The sequence below is a fragment of the Pedobacter terrae genome, assembly GCF_900100705.1.
GTDB lineage: Bacteria > Bacteroidota > Bacteroidia > Sphingobacteriales > Sphingobacteriaceae > Pedobacter > Pedobacter terrae.
Genome location: NZ_FNCH01000012.1, coordinates 165,555 through 182,751 on the forward strand (window position 1 = coordinate 165,555; position 17,197 = coordinate 182,751).

General features: G+C 39.9%; 11 protein-coding genes. 8 read left to right on the plus strand and 3 right to left on the minus strand.

Going from position 1 to position 17,197, the window contains the following annotated elements; all coding sequences use genetic code 11:
• Positions 1-45 precede the first annotated feature (45 nt).
• Both BLR60_RS16045 and BLR60_RS16050 read left to right on the plus strand, forming a co-directional pair.
• A complete protein-coding gene (locus BLR60_RS16045; RefSeq protein ID WP_090501604.1) occupies positions 46-3,090 on the plus strand; it encodes a SusC/RagA family TonB-linked outer membrane protein in 3,045 nt (1,014 codons plus the stop codon).
• A gap of 11 nt (positions 3,091-3,101) precedes the next feature.
• A complete protein-coding gene (locus BLR60_RS16050; protein ID WP_090501606.1) occupies positions 3,102-4,697 on the plus strand; it encodes a SusD/RagB family nutrient-binding outer membrane lipoprotein in 1,596 nt (531 codons plus the stop codon).
• Between the two features lie 178 nt (positions 4,698-4,875).
• Here BLR60_RS16050 and BLR60_RS16055 read toward each other — a convergent pair whose 3' ends face one another.
• On the minus strand, positions 4,876-5,478 hold the full coding sequence (locus BLR60_RS16055; protein WP_090501608.1) for a porin family protein: 603 nt from the start codon (positions 5,476-5,478) through the stop codon (positions 4,876-4,878).
• A gap of 248 nt (positions 5,479-5,726) precedes the next feature.
• Between BLR60_RS16055 and BLR60_RS16060 the strand changes: the two genes are divergently transcribed.
• From BLR60_RS16060 to BLR60_RS16085, 6 genes are all read left to right on the plus strand, one after another.
• Positions 5,727-5,942, plus strand: a complete 216-nt coding sequence (locus tag BLR60_RS16060; protein WP_010599278.1) for a hypothetical protein — start codon at positions 5,727-5,729, stop codon at positions 5,940-5,942.
• 91 nt (positions 5,943-6,033) lie between these two features.
• Positions 6,034-6,867 (plus strand): carboxylesterase family protein, encoded by an 834-nt coding sequence (locus BLR60_RS16065; protein ID WP_208600653.1) that lies wholly within the window; start codon positions 6,034-6,036, stop codon positions 6,865-6,867.
• 192 nt (positions 6,868-7,059) lie between these two features.
• On the plus strand, positions 7,060-8,751 hold the full coding sequence (locus BLR60_RS16070; protein WP_090501612.1) for a S41 family peptidase: 1,692 nt from the start codon (positions 7,060-7,062) through the stop codon (positions 8,749-8,751).
• 25 nt (positions 8,752-8,776) lie between these two features.
• Positions 8,777-10,102, plus strand: coding sequence for an alpha-L-fucosidase (locus BLR60_RS16075; RefSeq protein ID WP_090501614.1), 1,326 nt, complete (start codon positions 8,777-8,779; stop codon positions 10,100-10,102).
• Between the two features lie 300 nt (positions 10,103-10,402).
• Entirely contained in the window at positions 10,403-12,661 is a 2,259-nt protein-coding gene (locus BLR60_RS16080; RefSeq protein WP_090501616.1) for a GH92 family glycosyl hydrolase, read from the plus strand.
• A 98-nt stretch (positions 12,662-12,759) separates the two neighbouring features.
• Entirely contained in the window at positions 12,760-15,366 is a 2,607-nt protein-coding gene (locus BLR60_RS16085) for a glycoside hydrolase family 2 protein (protein ID WP_090501618.1), read from the plus strand.
• A gap of 396 nt (positions 15,367-15,762) precedes the next feature.
• Here the strand turns inward: BLR60_RS16085 and BLR60_RS16090 are convergent, their stop codons facing one another.
• Together BLR60_RS16090 and BLR60_RS16095 are read right to left on the minus strand one after the other, a co-directional pair.
• Entirely contained in the window at positions 15,763-16,089 is a 327-nt protein-coding gene (locus tag BLR60_RS16090; RefSeq protein WP_025141835.1) for a 2Fe-2S iron-sulfur cluster-binding protein, read from the minus strand.
• A 36-nt stretch (positions 16,090-16,125) separates the two neighbouring features.
• Positions 16,126-17,136, minus strand: coding sequence for an NAD(P)/FAD-dependent oxidoreductase (locus tag BLR60_RS16095; RefSeq protein WP_090501620.1), 1,011 nt, complete (start codon positions 17,134-17,136; stop codon positions 16,126-16,128).
• Between the last annotated feature and the right edge of the window lie 61 nt (positions 17,137-17,197).

Genomic DNA, 17,197 nt, shown 5'->3' on the forward strand with positions numbered 1-17,197 from the left:
TTTTCATATTTATTCAACCGTTTCTAATTTTTAATTAATCATTTTATGAAAAAAAAGCTACTATTCTTGTTTCTGGGAGTGTGTTTTTTTGCGGGGCAGGTATTTGCCCAACAAATAACCATTTCTGGTAAGGTAACATCAGCAGATGATGGTACACCCTTGCCTGGTGTTTCCGTAAAAGTTAAAGGGTCAGCCGCAGGGATCAGTACCGACACCGACGGTCGCTATACCATTAAAGCCACCAGCGATCAGATTTTGGTTTTTAGCTACATCGGTTCCATAACCGAAGAGCGGCCAATTGGAGATAACAAGGTTATTAATGTTCAATTGAAACAGGACGCAAAAACACTAAATGAGGTAGCCGTAACCGCATTTGGGGTTAAGCAGGAGGTAAGAAGTTTAGGTTTCTCTACACAAAATGTTAAAGCGAAAGAAATTGTCGATTCGCAACAGCCCAATCTGGTAAATGCCATGCAGGGAAAGGTGGCGGGCGTACAGATCACCAATTCGAGTGGTGCACCGGGTTCTTCCGCCAATATTATGATCAGGGGAGGAAGCTCACTAAGTGGAAACAATCAACCCTTATTTGTGGTTGATGGCATCCCTGTTGATAATACCACGCCGGTAAGTCAGGCTGGGCTAGCCGCTAGTACTGCCCCGGCATCTAACCGCGCCATTGATATTAATCCTGAAGATATTGAGTCATTAACCGTGCTAAAAGGGCCTGCTGCAGCAGCTCTTTATGGAATCAGGGCTGCTTCGGGTGCCATCGTTATTACCACTAAAAAAGGCTCAGGCGGTGCGGCAAAGGTTACTTATCAGAATACTTTTTCTTTAGATAATGTAAATCGGTTACCAGAGCTGCAGGGTAAATATAAACAGGGAGAGGCTGGTAATTTTAGTGCAACTGCGCCAAACTCCTGGGGGCCAGAATTTGCAGCCAATGAAACCGTTTATGATAACCTGAACAATTTCTTCAAAACGGCTTTTGCCCAAAGCCATGACCTGTCGGTAAGTGGAAGCTCCGAGAGAAGCACTTTTTACACTTCTGCTTCACTTCTAGATCAGGGCTCTATTGTAGACAATGCTGATTTCAGAAGAAAATCATTTAGGGTAAATGCCGATACCAAAATTGGCGAAAAGCTTACCGTTGGTGGTTCGGCTAATTATGTGCGCACCGATCGTACTTCAGTGCCACAAGGAAGTGCGAACGGCACCATGGGGGCATTGTATTGGCCACGTAATGATGATATGACCAATTACCTCAACCCAAATGGTTCACAAAGGGTTTTTCCTAGCGGGAACGACAATCCCTATTGGACTATCCAGAACAAACCCATTACCAGTGGGATCAACCGGTTTATAGGTATAGCCAATATTAATTACAACCCCTTTAGCTTTCTAAATTTAACCTATCGCCTCGGTACTGATTTGTATACTGAAAATTTTAAGGCGGTACGCATGCCTGGTACTTTAGAAACCGATGCACTTAAGGGGGCAGTTGCGCAAAATACCAATACCAATCAGATTACCACATCCACTTTTATTGCTACAGCAAAGAAAACTTTTTGGGATGATTACAATTTTAGCCTGGCTATCGGTAACAATATCGAAAATACAAGGATACAAACCTTAACGGCTAACGCCATCAATTTTATTGATCCCACTTTTCCAAGTATAAACAACACCGTAGCTACCGATCGGTCCGTTTCTGAAAATTTAAACCGCAGAAGAATTGTAGGTGTATTTGGTGATTTTAATTTCGATTGGAAAAATATGATCTATGTGAACCTCAGGGCGCGCAACGATTGGACTTCTACTATCCCAGTGGGTGATAATGCTTTCTTTTATCCTGCCATTAGTACCTCTGTTGTACTAACAGATTTATTAAAGGAACTTAAGCTAAAATCTGACGATCAGATTTTTTCTTATGGAAAAATAAGGGCGGCTTATTCCAATGTAGGTAAAGATGCACCACCCCATGTAATCACTACTTCGCTTGCTGCGGTTACCAATACTTTTACCATCAACCCACGTGGTTTTATTACCAATGCCAATAACCCATTTGGTAACCCGACATTGGTGCCTGAATTTACCCGTGCGTTTGAGGTAGGTGCAGATTTGAGGTTTATTAAAAACCGATTTGGAATCGATTTTACTTATTATAGAAGTAAATCAGATAATCAGATTTTGGCAACCAGGGTTCCGCCATCGGCAGGAGCTTTTATTACCTATCTCAATGGTGGCGCTATTCAGAATAAAGGAATTGAATTCGTGCTGAATGCACAGGCCATCGTAAAAAAAGATTTCAGATGGACAATAGATATCAACTTTGCTCATAACAAATCCATAGTAAAAGCACTTCCAGGTGCTTTAGACCGGGTAGAGCTTTCTGATGCATGGGTAGCTGCCAATGCTGCCCAGGGTGCAGCCTTCCTTAACGGAAGCTTATTCGGTATTAATGGTAATGTTTGGAAACGTAATGCTCAAGGACAATTGCTGCTGAGCAATACCGGTTATCCACAGGTACAAACGGCCTTAGCAAATATCGGAGATCGTAATCCTGATTTTACATCAGGGATCACCAATACCTTTAACTATAAAAACTTTGCGCTATCATTTATGGTCGACGTGCGCGTAGGTGGAGATGTATTTAATGCGACTGAAAATTCATTGGTACGTTCTGGTCTGAGTACAAAAACATTAGATCGGGGCTCGAAAGTTTTTGATGGCATTATAGAATCCACAGGATTACCAAATACCTTATCAGTACCATTAAGTCAGAATTATTACCAGACCATTTATGCCAATCAAGGATATGATTTTGTGGAAGATGGAAGCTGGTACAGACTGAGGTATGCCACATTAACTTACAACATGCCGAATAGCTTTTTGGCTAAAACGAAGTTAAAAGGCCTGGCATTTACGGTAACAGGTAGAAACCTGATCTTGATTACCAAATATTCAGGGGTAGATCCTGAAGTTTCGGGGAGTGGTGCAGGTGTGGGTGGATCGGGCTCTTTTGGGTTCGATAACCTGGGTATTCCGGCTACACGTGGAGTAGATATGGGTTTAAGATTAACTTTTTAATTGCGTTTGTCATGAAAAATAAAATAATTATAGCATCATTAATCAGTGGGATGTTTCTAAGTACATCGTGTAAGAAGTATCTCGATGTAAATAAAGATCCAAATAACCCAACCAAAATTTCAGCAGCAAGCCGTTTGGTTGGTGCCATTACCACATCAAATGGAGCTGCATTATGGAGGGGCATCAGAGAGGTCTCGGGGCTTGTACAGTACGGAACCACTAAATTGCTTACAGGTACTAACCGTAATGCAGAACAATGGCGTTTTACAGCCAGCTATTTTCTTTGGCAAAATGCCTATGTATACACCATGCCCAATTGTGTTGATGTGATTAATCTTGGTGAAGAAGAGGGGAGCCCTTATTTTGTAGGTGCCGGAAAAACATTGCTGGCCATGAATTTTGGCTTGCTTACCGATCAATATGGATCAATTGTGGTTGATGATTATTACAATGGTAAAACCCAGCTTAACCTGTTGCCCAAAATGCAGACACAACAGGAAGTTTACCAACGTATAGATAAATTACTGGATGAGGCTATTGTTGCTTTTAGCAGTACAACCAACGCTACCGGACTTAATGCCAATGGTGGCGATATTATGTTCCAGGGCGATGTATCTAAATGGAAAAGGTTTGCATGGGCATTAAAAGCCAGGTATCTGAATCATTTGTCTAAAAAGGGTGCATTGTATAATTCTGCAAAAATTATCGAAGCCTGTAACAATGCCTTTAATGCAGACGGAATGGATGCGCAGTTTCCTTATCTATCGGGCGGTATCCAGACTGATGAAAATCCTTGGTATAGCTGGGGCGGTTTCGTACTGACTACAACCGATCCGAATAATTCACTTTACGATCCACGTTATTTTGCCTGGAGCCAGTTCTTTGTTAACATGTTATCCTCATTCCCGGTTACCAACACCACTTTTCAGGACCCGAGGATAAGTCGGATTATGCAGCCTGCAGCTTCAGACGGGCAGTACCGGGGCTTAAGGGCCGGGGCTGGTTTAGCGGGTGGTCAGGGTTTGTTACCTAACGGACAGCCAGGTGATGCTACTAAAACGGACGGAAATGATTATGGCCGGTTTAGTAATAGTGGATTTTACACCAAACAAACCTCGCCTATCCCTTTTATCACTTACTCTGAAGTGAAATTGATTGAAGCCGAAGCCAGACTACGTGCCAATGATGTTGCAGGCGCACTCGCTGCTTACGAAGAAGGCATTAAAGCTAACATGCGTAAATTGGGCGTTACCACTGCCGAAATTAATACTTATTGGACAGCACAGTTGGCTGATGGACTTGTGGCACACTTTGGAAATCTTACCCAGGGGTTAAGCCACATAATGCGGCAAAAATATATTACATTATGCTTAAATCCTGAAACCTGGGTTGATATGCGCAGATCTGATTTTAGTCAGGCAATTTATGGCCCGTCTTTAGTACGTCCTGTAAACCTAAATACGGTTGTTTTCGATGCCAACAATGCCAGTCAATGGATAAGGGGAATGGTTTATGAAAGCAATGAGCAAACCCGAAATCCTCAGGCAGTTGGCGATAATTCGGAAAAATACCGTTTGTTAACCCCACTTTGGTGGGACACCAACTAAATTTCGATATAGAAAGGTCTTTAATCAGAAATAAGTTAGAAAGCCTGATCAATTAAGAGGCTGTATCATAAGTAAAATTGTCATCCCGAGCTTGTCGAAGCGCCATGTTTTAAATTCTTAAAGGCATTTCGACAGGCTCAACGTGACAAATTAGAAAATTACAATACAGCCTATTATCTTACAAAATCTTAAATCCTAAACTCAATTGAAACAAGTTGGGTTTTTGGCTGTATTTTTCGCTTTTGCTGATGTTCGATAAACCAGCTTCATAACGTAAATCAACTGAAATGTTACCTACATCTACACCTGCGCCAGCTTGTAATCCCAATGCCTGGTTTTTGTAGTTATCGAAATCGGTAGCTTGCTGATAAGCAGAACTAAACGAAGAATTTTCATCCAGAATAAATGAAATAACCGGACCGGCCATTAAGCGGAAGTTTAAATTTTTGGCGCCAAATTTTGTTCCCACTAAAACAGGAACATCCAAAGTGGTGAATCTTACTTTTCCTTCAGCAGATACTTCATTGCCATTATCCTGTTGAATGCTGATAAATTTATTGCCTTTGCTGCCAATGTAAGCTTCGGGCTGTACATATAAACTGGCGCCGCCGATACGTGCCCATGCACCAATCTGATAGCCTAAACGGTTTTCTTCACTTGCAAAATCTGCATTTAATTTAGACAAGTTTACACCTGCTTTAACACCCAGGTTAAAAGTTTGTGCCTTTGATGTTGCCCAACCCAAGGTTAGGAAAACAATGGAGAAAATGATTTTTTTCATGTTGTTTAATTTGTTTTTTTAGTTACGGTACCAAAACAGCGCTTAGGAGATTTTATACATGTTTTTGCTCTCGTAGTTTCTTTTTCAATACCTCGCGCGGTTTTCTGTTCCGGAATCCGGTTTATAACGCGCATTTAACACAATTATCGTGCAAAATTTTTTGCGAATATCTACTTTTTTTATTCCATCACATAAAAAGCATCAACCTGAACAAATATTTTTTACTTTTGCATCAAATAAAATATGCCATGGCTAATTTTCAACTTACTTCTGAAACCGCATTTAAAGTTAAAACCAAGTTTTTAAGGAAATACCGCGATCTGGCGAATGAGCCTTTAGAATTTACGCCTGGCAAAGAAGATCAATTGGTTGAAGATTTAATGCGTTTGGTAAAACGCGACCGCACCTACATCGAATTTACGATCCAAAAAGCACTTGCTGATACCAAAGGAAACAGACTTTAAGATTGCCATTTTTTTCAGCACAAAATTTTTGTTTAAACCTTTCTTTAGGCAATTTAAATACATAAATCGCTCCATGTATTTTACTCCTGCTATGCAACATAATTCTTTTATATTAGCATCCCTGCTTTGGTTAGTTGCGTTTACAGCAACAGCACAAAAACAGGTGTTTAATGATGCTTTCACCGATAGTTTAACTTCAGCGCAGACAAGAAAAGAATTAAATGATTTATCTGCCAGTGACTACCTTAAGCAAACTTTCAGTAAAGGAAACCATTCGATTAATTATAGATTGCTATTGCCGGCGAAGAACAGAAATCAGAAGAAGTATCCTTTGATTATTACGTTTCACAACTCAACACGGATAGGGACAGATAATGAAAAGCAATTAGAACCCTTAGCCAGGATCTGGCTACGGCCAGACATGCGCCGGAAATACCAGGCATTCGTTATTGCACCACAGTTTCAAACACGTTCGTCAAATTATTATCCCGATTCGGTACAACATTGCTTAATCTCGAAACCATCTGAAGATGTACATTTATTATTGGATTTGGTCCGTGAGGTAAAAAATAAGTATCCGCAGATAGATACTGATCGCATTTATCTGGTCGGTTATTCTATGGGTGCATCTACGGCACAAAACCTGATGAATATTGCGCCGGAAACCTTTGCTGCTATGGTTTCAATTGCTGCAGTTCCGGATTTTGGCAATACAGAAGGGATCAGTCAGAAACCTATTTGGTTAATTCATGGCAGGCAGGATTATGAAAATCCTTATGAGGGGAGCGAGCATTTATATCGCGCTTTAAAAGGCAGTCATAATCTATTGTTTACGACCTATAATAAGTTAGATCATAACCTGATTACAATTCCATTATTGCTTACACCTCAAATACCGGCCTGGTTGTTTTCCCAGCATCAATAAATACTGCTTTGGCCTTGAAGCTGGTATTTAAATGGCCTGTTGAGTAACGCTCAATTTACGCGTGGCCCCCGAGAGGTCGTTTTTTATATTTATCGCTTTTTGTACATTTACATGGTATACAAATTGTAAATAATCTTTCAAAAAAGGTGATAATCTATTCATCTACAACATTGAAATTAAAACAAAAGGGGAATGAAGAAACTAAAATATGGTCTTTTAGCAGCAGGTTTTGGGTTGGCTGTTTTATCTTTTTCGTTTAAAGAAGATTTATTCCTGGTGTCTAAAAACCTCGATATTTTTGCTTCGCTCTATAAAGAAATCAACATCAACTATGTTGATGATACCAATGCGCCCCAATTGATGAAAACCGGTATCGATGCCATGTTGGATAGTTTAGATCCTTATACCGAATATGTTCCCGAATCTGAAATTGAAGATTATAAACTAAAATATGTAAGTACACAATACGGCGGTATTGGTGCCAGCACTGTTTTTATTGATGGAAAACTGTTTATAAACGATGTAAGCGAAGGTTATCCGGCAAACAAAAGCGAGCTTAAAGCAGGAGATCAGGTAGTGAGCATTAACGGAATTGCGGTAAAAGGAAAAAACCGTCAGGAAATTAGCCAATTGCTGCGAGGGCCTAAAGGCACAGTGGTAGATTTAGTGATGGCTAGGGATGGTAAGGAAATGACCAAAAAACTCGTGCGGGAAGAAATAAAACAGCCTAATGTTTCTTATTCAGGAATGGTTGGCGATGGGATCGGTTATATCAAACTCGATAAATTTCTGGAAAATTCCGGCCAGGAGGTTAAAGACGCGCTGTTGGCTATTCAAAAAGAAAATCCAAAAGGTGTAGTTTTAGATTTAAGGAACAATGGCGGAGGTATTTTGCAGGAAGCAGTTAAAATTGTGAACCTTTTTGTAGATAAAGATCAGCTTATTGTAACTCAAAAAGGCAAAAATGCTGAGAAAACCATTGCTTATAAAACACTTTTAACCCCAGTTTCTACTTCAGTGCCACTGGTGGTACTTGTAAACGGTAATTCGGCTTCAGCCTCAGAAATTGTGGCTGGTTCTCTGCAGGATTTAGATCGTGCAATCGTGATCGGACAACGGAGCTACGGTAAAGGCCTGGTGCAGCAAACCTTCAACCTGCCTTATAACAGTCTCGTTAAAGTAACTGTTGCTAAATATTATACACCTTCGGGCAGGTGCATCCAAAAATTGGATTATGCACATAAAAATGCCGATGGTGTGGCCGAGCGTTTTGCCGATTCTACCATGGTGATGTATCCAACCAAAGCAGGCCGAAATGTATACAGCGGAAACGGCGTTTATCCGGATATTGTGGTAGATGCAGCCAAGTTAAGCCCGATTACCATTTCGATGATCAATAAGAGCCTTTTCTTTAATTATGCAAATCAGTACAGAAAAGAAAAAGCAACATTAGCTTCGGCCAAAACCTTTCAGTTATCTGATGCAGATTATGCTGCATTTTCTGGCAGCCTTGCCGATAAAGACCTGTCCTATCAAAGCCGTACCGAAAGGTTACTTTCTGATCTGCGTGCAGAGGCTGAAAAAGAAAATAAATCAGCAGAAGTAAAAACCGATCTCGAAAACCTTAAATATAAACTTACTTCGTCTAAAAAAACCGACCTGGTGAGCCATAAAGCAGAAATTAAAAGAGTTTTAGAAACACAGATCGTGAGCCGTTATTTTTACGAAAAAGGAAGGATTGAGCAGAGTTTTCAATACGATAAAGAATTGGCAGCGGCGAAAAATCTTTTTGCCAATCAATCACAAATGCTCGCCATTTTAAAAGGAGATGGAAATTATAAGGTAATTGGGAAACCAACCAAAGCCACTGCATCGATAGATTAAACCTAACCAACATATACCCATTCTTATGAAGAAATTGACCTTAATAGGCCTTGTACTATTAATTGCTTTACAGTTAACGGCGCAGGATTACATCCCTACAGCCACTAATTTAAAACAAAGGGCATGGTTTAATGATGCCCGGTTTGGGTTATTTATCCACTGGGGACCTTTTAGCATACCCGGAAGTGGGGAATGGGTAATGAACGAGCGAAAGCTGACGGTTCATAATTATACCAACCTTAAAGATTTTTTTAACCCTGTGGAGTTCAATGCCGAACAATGGGTAAGTATGGCGAAAAATGCCGGAATGAAGTATATTACCCTAATTACCAGGCACCATGATGGCTTCAGCATGTGGGATACGAAATATTCTGATTTCAACATCATGAATACCCCTTACAAAAAAGATATTGTAAAAATGATGGCAGATGAATGCCATAAACAGGGTATACAGTTATACCTATATTACTCATTACTAGATTGGCGCCGGGAAGATTACCCACATGAAACCGGTCGTACGGGGCAGCATTCAGGTCGGACAGGTAAAGGCGATTATGCCAGTTATTTGCAGTTTATGAAAAACCAGTTAACCGAGCTGTTGACTAATTACGGTGAAATAGGCGGAATCTGGTTCGATGGGCATTGGGATCAGACCGAACCCGAAGGATCGAAAGACAGGACCTCGCGGATAGATTGGAAATACAATGAGATTTATGGTTTGATCCACAAATTGCAGCCACAGTGTATGATTGGTAATAACCACCACTTAACACCATTTCAAGGTGAAGATTTTCAGATGTTTGAACGTGATCTTCCGGGAGAAAATAAATCAGGTTTAAGTTTTCAGAAAGCATCAGATAAACTCCCATTAGAAACCTGCGAAACCATTTCAAATTCGTGGGGATATAATTTGAGTGATACCTATTACAAATCGGATAAAGAATTGGTTCATATGTTGGTTAAAGCAGCAAGCTTAGGTTCCAATCTTTTATTGAACATTGGTCCGATGCCAAGTGGTAAAATTCAGCCGGAATTTCAAGATCGTTTGGCGGGTTTGGGTAATTGGCTTAAAGTTTATGGCGAAAGCATTTACGGTACAAAGGCAGGGTTTATTAAACCACAGACTTGGGGAAGCATGACGCAAAACGGTAACAAAATTTATATTCATATTGTTGACGGGAAAACGGCATCTCTCGAGCTGGAAAACGTTCCCGTAAAAAAAATTAAAAAGGCATATTTACTAAAAGATAAAAGCCCGGTAAATTTTACCTTTAAAAAAGCGAAATTATCAATTGGGACTGTGCCAAATGCTACAAAACCAGATCAGGTAATTGTTTTGGAAATTGGTTAAGAGAATATTTATATATGCTGTCCTCCTGGGAATAATTTATTTTAATTTTATAAGTCATTCAAGGTTACTCAAGCTTAAATGCTTTATTTTCTTTATAGGTAAATTACGACTATTTCATTTCGAATTGATCATATTTTCCCATTAAGTCGCCTGTAACTTAAAGCCAATCACTTTAATAAATGCCTAAATTCAACGGTTTTACTTAATTTCAACATATTCTTTAACCCTTTTAAGAGAAAATATACATAAAACGTTTTACTTTTAGATTTTCAAATCTATTGTAGGAAATTATAAGCACACATGCAGCTCAAGAAAACCTTTACCATTCTATTTTTAACGGCTTCTCTTTTTATTAATAATACCTTTGCACAACAAAAAGCAAATTTAACCCAATACGTAGATCCATTAATCGGATCGGCAAAACACGGTCATGTTTTTGTAGGTGCTAATGTTCCCTTTGGGGCTGTTCAGCTAGGACCGAACAATATTTTTGAAGGCTGGGACTGGTGCAGTGGTTACAATTACGCAAGTAATACCATTACCGGTTTCGCGCATACCCATTTAAGTGGTACGGGTATCGGCGACTTAGGCGATATTTCCATTATGCCCGCAACTGGTAAACTGCTTTTAGAAAAAGGCAAAAAGGCCGATGATCAAGATGGTTATCTTTCTAACTTTTCTCATCAAAATGAAACTGCAAAAGCCGGTTATTACAGCGTATGGTTAGATAAGTATAGTATTAAAGCCGAGTTAACTGCTACTGAAAGGGTAGGTTTTCATCAATATACTTTTAAAAAAGGAGCGGAAAATCCACATCTTGTGATCGATTTAATTGAAGGCATCGGTTGGGATGCACCAGTATCTGCTTCCATTAAGCAGTTAGATGCCACTACCCTGGTGGGGCATCGTCATTCGACAGGCTGGGCCAACGATCAAAGGTTATATTTTGTAATTAAACTTTCGCAACCGCTTAAAAGCATTGCACTTTACGATAGCACCGTGGTTAAAAGCGGTACAACCTTATCCGGTAAAAAACTGAAAGCCGCAGTTAGCTTTAATGCAATTAATAATAACAAGCTGCAGATTAAAGTGGCGCTATCTCCTGTGAGTATCGAAAATGCCATTTTAAACCTTAAAACAGAATTGCCAGGCTGGGATTTTGCATCAACCGTTAAAAGTGCTGATGCAAAATGGGAGCAAGAACTATCGAAGGTTAAAATTGAAGCATCAAATACAACTAAAAAAGTATTTTATACGGCCTTGTTTCATACCATGGTAGCGCCATCACTATTTAACGATGTAAATAAAGATTACCTCGGTACAGATAAAAAGGTATACAAAAAAGCTGTTTTTAACAATTTAACAACCTTTTCCCTTTGGGATACCTATCGTGCAGCAAACCCATTATTCACCATTCTGCATCCGGATAAAGTAAGTGATGTAGTGAATACCATGTTGGCTATTTACAAACAACAGGGTAAATTACCCGTATGGCATTTAATGGGTAATGAAACCAATACCATGGTGGGCTACCACGCGGTTCCGGTTATTGTGGATGCCTATTTAAAAGGATACCGGGGCTTTGATGTAAAGCTGGCCTATGAAGCGATTAAACAATCGGCCATGCAGAAAACAGATGGTATTGATTATATCCAGCAATTAAAATATATTCCTGCTGATAAGGTTAATGAATCAGTAGGGAAAGCCTTGGAGTATGCCATTGATGATTATTGCATTGCGCAAATGGCCAAGGCGCTGAACAAAACAGCCGATTATAATTACTTTAGCAAAAGATCCAAACTCTACAGTTTATACTTCGATCCGAGTGTTCAGTTTATGCGGGGTAAATTAACCAATGGAAACTGGAGAAGTCCTTTCGATCCTTTTTCATCTAAACACCGTGAAGATGACTATGTAGAGGGGAATGCCTGGCAATATACCTGGTTGGTACCTCAGGATGTAGAAGGATTAATTAAACTTTTCGGCGGCGATAAACCTTTCACCAATAAGCTCGATTCGCTGTTTACCCTGCCATTAGATTTGGGAACCAATGGTTCGCCGGATATTAGTGGGTTGATAGGCAATTATGCACAGGGAAATGAACCCAACCACCACATTACTTATTTATATACTTATGCTGGTCAACCCTGGAAAACTGCTGATCTGATCCGTAAAATCGACAAAGATTTTTACTCATCTAAGCCTGATGGTTTGTGCGGCAATGAAGATGTAGGGCAAATGAGCGCCTGGTATATTTTTACGGCTATGGGTTTTTATCCGGTAAATCCGGCAAATGGCGCTTATGTTTTTGGTACGCCTTTAATTAACAGCGCTAGCATTTCGCTGGCGGGGAACAAAAAATTTAATATTAAGGCTGTAAATAATAGTGCGGATAATAAATACATCCAGAAAGTTGTATTAAATGGCAAACCGTATACCAAATCATATATTTTACATAAAACCATCACCGCTGGTGGAAGTATGCAAATATATATGGGCAATAAACCATCGGCAAGCTGGGGTGTAAAACCTGAGGACAGGCCTATATCTACTAAATAACGAGAGAATGATTGAATGAGAGCGTGATGGACTTTATGCTAAAGAACGATATTCATTCTCTCATTCAATAAGTCATTCATTCAATAATTCTAAAAAAAATGAAGAAAATACTTCTACTTCTATTATGCTGTTCAGCCTTCTTTGTAAATGCGCAGCAACGATACGAACTAAACTCAGGCTGGGTATGTACAAATATCAAAAACACACCAGCAAACGGTTCGGAAATTTCTAAAACTGGTTTTTCGCTTAACAGCTGGATGCCCGCAACAGTGCCTGGAACGGTTTTAACCACTTTGCTGAACAATAAAAAAGTTCCCGATCCATTTTATGGGATGAATAATGAAAAGATTCCTGATGTATATAAAACGGGTAATGATTACTATACCTTTTGGTTTGTAAAAGATTTTCAGGAGCAGGCGAAGGGTAACGAACAGGTTTGGCTACAGTTTAGGGGAATAAATTATAAAGCCGAAATTTATTTAAACGGGAAAAAGGTAAACCCACAAACGCAGGTGGGCATGCATCTTCGGGCACAGTATAACATTACGAAATTGTTATCGCCCAATGGGAAAAACCGGCTTGCGGTAATCGTTTATCCGCCAGATTTTCCGGGTAACCCGAATGGCGGCCAGGGTGGCGATGGAACGATAGCCAAGGGGTTGACTACCCAATATACCGCGGGCTGGGACTGGATTCAACCTACACGAGACCGTAATACGGGTATCTGGGATAAAGTAACCATCGAAAAAACCAAAAGTATTAATATCCAAAATCCACAGGTAATTACTTTGGTGCCGGGTAAACGTTTGCCAGAAGGCAAGCAGAACCCCGCTACGGTTAAAGTTTCGGTTGAAGTAGAAAACCCAACCAATCAGCCTGTTTCAGGTACTTTGCAATATCAGATTGCCGGAAAGTTAATTAAACAATCAACCACCATTGCAGCCAATAAAATCACTACTGTTAAATTTGCTGATTTACAGCTTGAAAACCCTAAATTATGGTGGCCAAGCGGATATGGTGCACAAAATTTATATGATGTAAAAATCGAGTTTGTAGCGGCCAATCAGGTACTGGATCAGGAGCAGCTTAAAGTGGGGGTCCGCCAGATTGACAATATCTGGAATGAACATACCAAGAGTATGGGCGCTTTAGTGAATGGACAAAAGATTTTTATTAAAGGCGGGAACTGGATTATTTCTGATGCCATGTTGCGTTTTAGCGACGCCCGTTACGATGCAGAAATCCGTTACCACAAAGATATGAACCTCAACCTGATCAGGATCTGGGGTGGCGCAATTTTGGAACGTCCTGAGTTTTATAATGCCTGCGATAAATATGGTTTGCTGGTTTTTCAGGATTTCTGGTTTAGTGGCGATTGTAATGGCCGTTGGGTAGACCCGATGAAGAAGGAAGACCAATGGACACGAAGAAATTATCCAGATGACCATAACCTTGCTTTAACAGCAATTGAAGATCAGATCAAAATGATCCGAAATCATGCCTCACTTGCTTTTTGGTGCGGAGGGAATGAAATTACCCCGCCAAAAGATATTTTAGAACCATTGAAAAATGATATCCTGCCGCGCTTAGATGGTACCAGGAAATTTTTCGATTTTTCTAACAGTGATGAAATGTCGTACAATTCTATTGGCGGGAACGGTGATGGTCCGTATGGCATTCAAGACATTAAAACTTTTTGGGGTACCAAAACATTTCCTTATAACTCGGAAGTGGGATCAGTAGGGGTAGGTGATTACGCTTCTTTGCTCCGTTTTATTCCAAAAGAAAACCTGATTGCACCGCAATATAATGCCAAACCTGATTCGGTATGGGATTACCATAAATATATCTCTTACGAGCAATACCTGAATCCTTATGGTAAACCAAAAAATGCAGAAGATTTTGCGATGAAAGCTCAACTGGCCAATTACGATCAATACAGGGCTTTGATGGAAGGTTTCTCTAACAAAATGTGGGATTGGTACACGGGGTCCATTATCTGGAAAACGCAAAATCCCTGGACAGCCATGCGCGGACAGATGTATGATTATTACCTTGACCCAAATGCCTGTTTATATGGCTTAAGAAAAGGAAGCGAGCCTTTGCATGTGATGATGAATCCTTTGGATAGCATGGTTACGATTGTAAATAACGGATTTACGACCAAAAACAACCTGATGGTACAGGCTAAAGCTTACGATATGGATGGAAAAGATTATTTCTATTCGCAGGCATTCAATTCCGTTGGTCCATCTTCGGTGAGAAGACTTTTTCCTATGAACGAGTTTTTAACCAAATTGGATAAAAAAGAAGGTGTTTTTATTTCGTTAAGGATTTTAGATCAAAAACAAAACATTTTAAGTGAAAACCTTTATTGGCTTGCCGGAAAAGACGGTGAATATTCGGGTTTGAAAAATATCAAAAAGACGCCATTAAAAATAGCTGCTGTTGATCAGAAAAACGGAAAAGTAGCTGTGACTTTAAGTAACGCAGCTGGAAATCCTGTCGCGTTTTTTAACCGTATTGCTTTAATCAATGCGAATAGCAATGAGCGGGTATTACCAAGCTTTTATGATGATAATTATGTAAGCATTTTACCTAGCGAGAGTAAAACGGTTACGGTAGAATATACAGGTAAACAAAGTAACCTGGCGGTAGAGGTTTATGGCTGGAATGTAGAAAAGCAGAAAGTAAATATTCAATAAACTAGTCGGGGTTTGTAATTCTTAAAGGTCGATCGTGTAATTTTTTTTTGGAAATGATCGGTTCTGTTGTCGTGGCGGATTGTAGTCCTGCTATCGCTGCAAGTCCTCGCTGCGCTCCGGGCTTTTCGCTTTATCAGGTTTAGCAACAAAGGCCGATGCTCCGAATCGTGATGGGTTTGCGTTAGGGATTGTAAGGGGGCAGTACCGGTTTTTCATCTGTACCGCAGCGCAGCGCAGCCCTGAAAAGCCCGGACCCTTTCCCGATTTTTTTCATCGGGATTAGGGTAACGCCCAAATCAGTTAGCAGTTTCCAGTCTTCAGTTTGCAATTCACGGTCTATGAAATGAAAAAAGGCGATACTTTTGATATCGCCTTTTTGTTTATGTTCTTTACGACTTAGCTTACGCCGTGTAATTTTACTTTTAATCCGTCCATATTGTTGTTTAACTGCAGTTGGCAGGCCAAACGTGAGTTTGGCAGCAGATCAGGTAAAGTATCCAACATGGCATACTCATCGTCTGTCATTTCGTTAAGTTTTTCTTCGCCTTCCAATACATCAACACAGCAGGTGGCACATAAAGCCATTCCGCCACAAGTAGCCAGAATATCGTACTCTGATGCTTTTAAAAACTCCATCAGGCTTAAACCCATATCGGTTGGTGCTACGTGTTCCGTAACCGAGCCATCCGGCTCCTGCATATATATATTAATGTTGTTTTCCATTTTGCTCTCTTTCTTATCGCAAATATAACAGAAAGCTTAAAATTCTGAAACTCCGTTTACAGTTGTATATTTCATGGTATATTTCACACCTGGGTTCATGTACGAATAAGCGCTGTGGCTCATTAATGCAGCCTCGTGGAAACCACAAAGAATTAATTTAAGCTTGTTGGTGTAAGTATTGATATCGCCAATAGCATAAATACCTGGGATATTGGTCGAATAATCATCAACATTTACTTCAATTGCGCTTTTATTGATATTTAAGTTCCAATCTTCAATCGGACCTAATTTAGGACTCAAACCAAACAAAGGAATTAAATGATCAGCTTCAACAACTGTTTTTTCCATGGTACGGTTCTGTACAATTTGAACTTTTTCCAATTTATCAGTTCCGTGTACGGCCTGTAGGTTGCTGTTTAAAATCAAATTGATTTTTCCACTTTCTGCCAATGCCATTACTTTTGCAACTGAGTCAGGAGCACCACGGAAACTTTCGCTTCTGTGTACTAAAGTCAGTTCAGAACAAACCTCTGCCAAATAAATGGTCCAGTCTAAAGCAGAGTCACCGCCACCTGCAATTACCATTTTCTGGTCGCGGTATTTCTCCGGATCAAGGATCATGTAGTTTACACCCTTGCCATTTTCAAAATTTTCTAAGTTTTCTACAGCTGGTTTACGCGGCTCAAAACAGCCTAAACCACCGGCAATAACGACAACTTTAGCTTCAATAACGGTACCCATATTGGTGGTTAAAACGAAATCGGCTTCACCGCGTTTTTCTAAACCTTCTATACGCTCGCCTAAGGTAAAGGTAGGATGGAAAGGTTTAGCCTGTTCCATTAAATTATCGATAAGTTCCTGGGCCAGCACAGAAGGATAACCAGGTATATCGTATATCGGTTTTTTAGGGTAAATTTCAGACAGCTGACCACCAACCTGAGGAAGGTAATCAATTAAATGACAACGCATTTTTAATAAACCGGCTTCAAAAATGGCAAATAAACCAACCGGACCAGCGCCTATTACGGCTATATCAGTAGTGATCATTAAAGAAAAATTTGACGCAAAGTTACAAAATAAAGTCTTATCAATTCTGCTATTTAGAAAT

Coding starts and splice junctions, on each gene's coding strand:
- BLR60_RS16045 (WP_090501604.1), top strand. CDS start 46: ATGAAAAAAAAGCTACTATTCTTGTTTCTGGGAGTGTGTTTTTTTGCG.
- BLR60_RS16050 (WP_090501606.1), top strand. CDS start 3,102: ATGAAAAATAAAATAATTATAGCATCATTAATCAGTGGGATGTTTCTA.
- BLR60_RS16055 (WP_090501608.1), bottom strand. CDS start 5,478: ATGAAAAAAATCATTTTCTCCATTGTTTTCCTAACCTTGGGTTGGGCA.
- BLR60_RS16060 (WP_010599278.1), top strand. CDS start 5,727: ATGGCTAATTTTCAACTTACTTCTGAAACCGCATTTAAAGTTAAAACC.
- BLR60_RS16065 (WP_208600653.1), top strand. CDS start 6,034: ATGCAACATAATTCTTTTATATTAGCATCCCTGCTTTGGTTAGTTGCG.
- BLR60_RS16070 (WP_090501612.1), top strand. CDS start 7,060: ATGAAGAAACTAAAATATGGTCTTTTAGCAGCAGGTTTTGGGTTGGCT.
- BLR60_RS16075 (WP_090501614.1), top strand. CDS start 8,777: ATGAAGAAATTGACCTTAATAGGCCTTGTACTATTAATTGCTTTACAG.
- BLR60_RS16080 (WP_090501616.1), top strand. CDS start 10,403: ATGCAGCTCAAGAAAACCTTTACCATTCTATTTTTAACGGCTTCTCTT.
- BLR60_RS16085 (WP_090501618.1), top strand. CDS start 12,760: ATGAAGAAAATACTTCTACTTCTATTATGCTGTTCAGCCTTCTTTGTA.
- BLR60_RS16090 (WP_025141835.1), bottom strand. CDS start 16,089: ATGGAAAACAACATTAATATATATATGCAGGAGCCGGATGGCTCGGTT.
- BLR60_RS16095 (WP_090501620.1), bottom strand. CDS start 17,136: ATGATCACTACTGATATAGCCGTAATAGGCGCTGGTCCGGTTGGTTTA.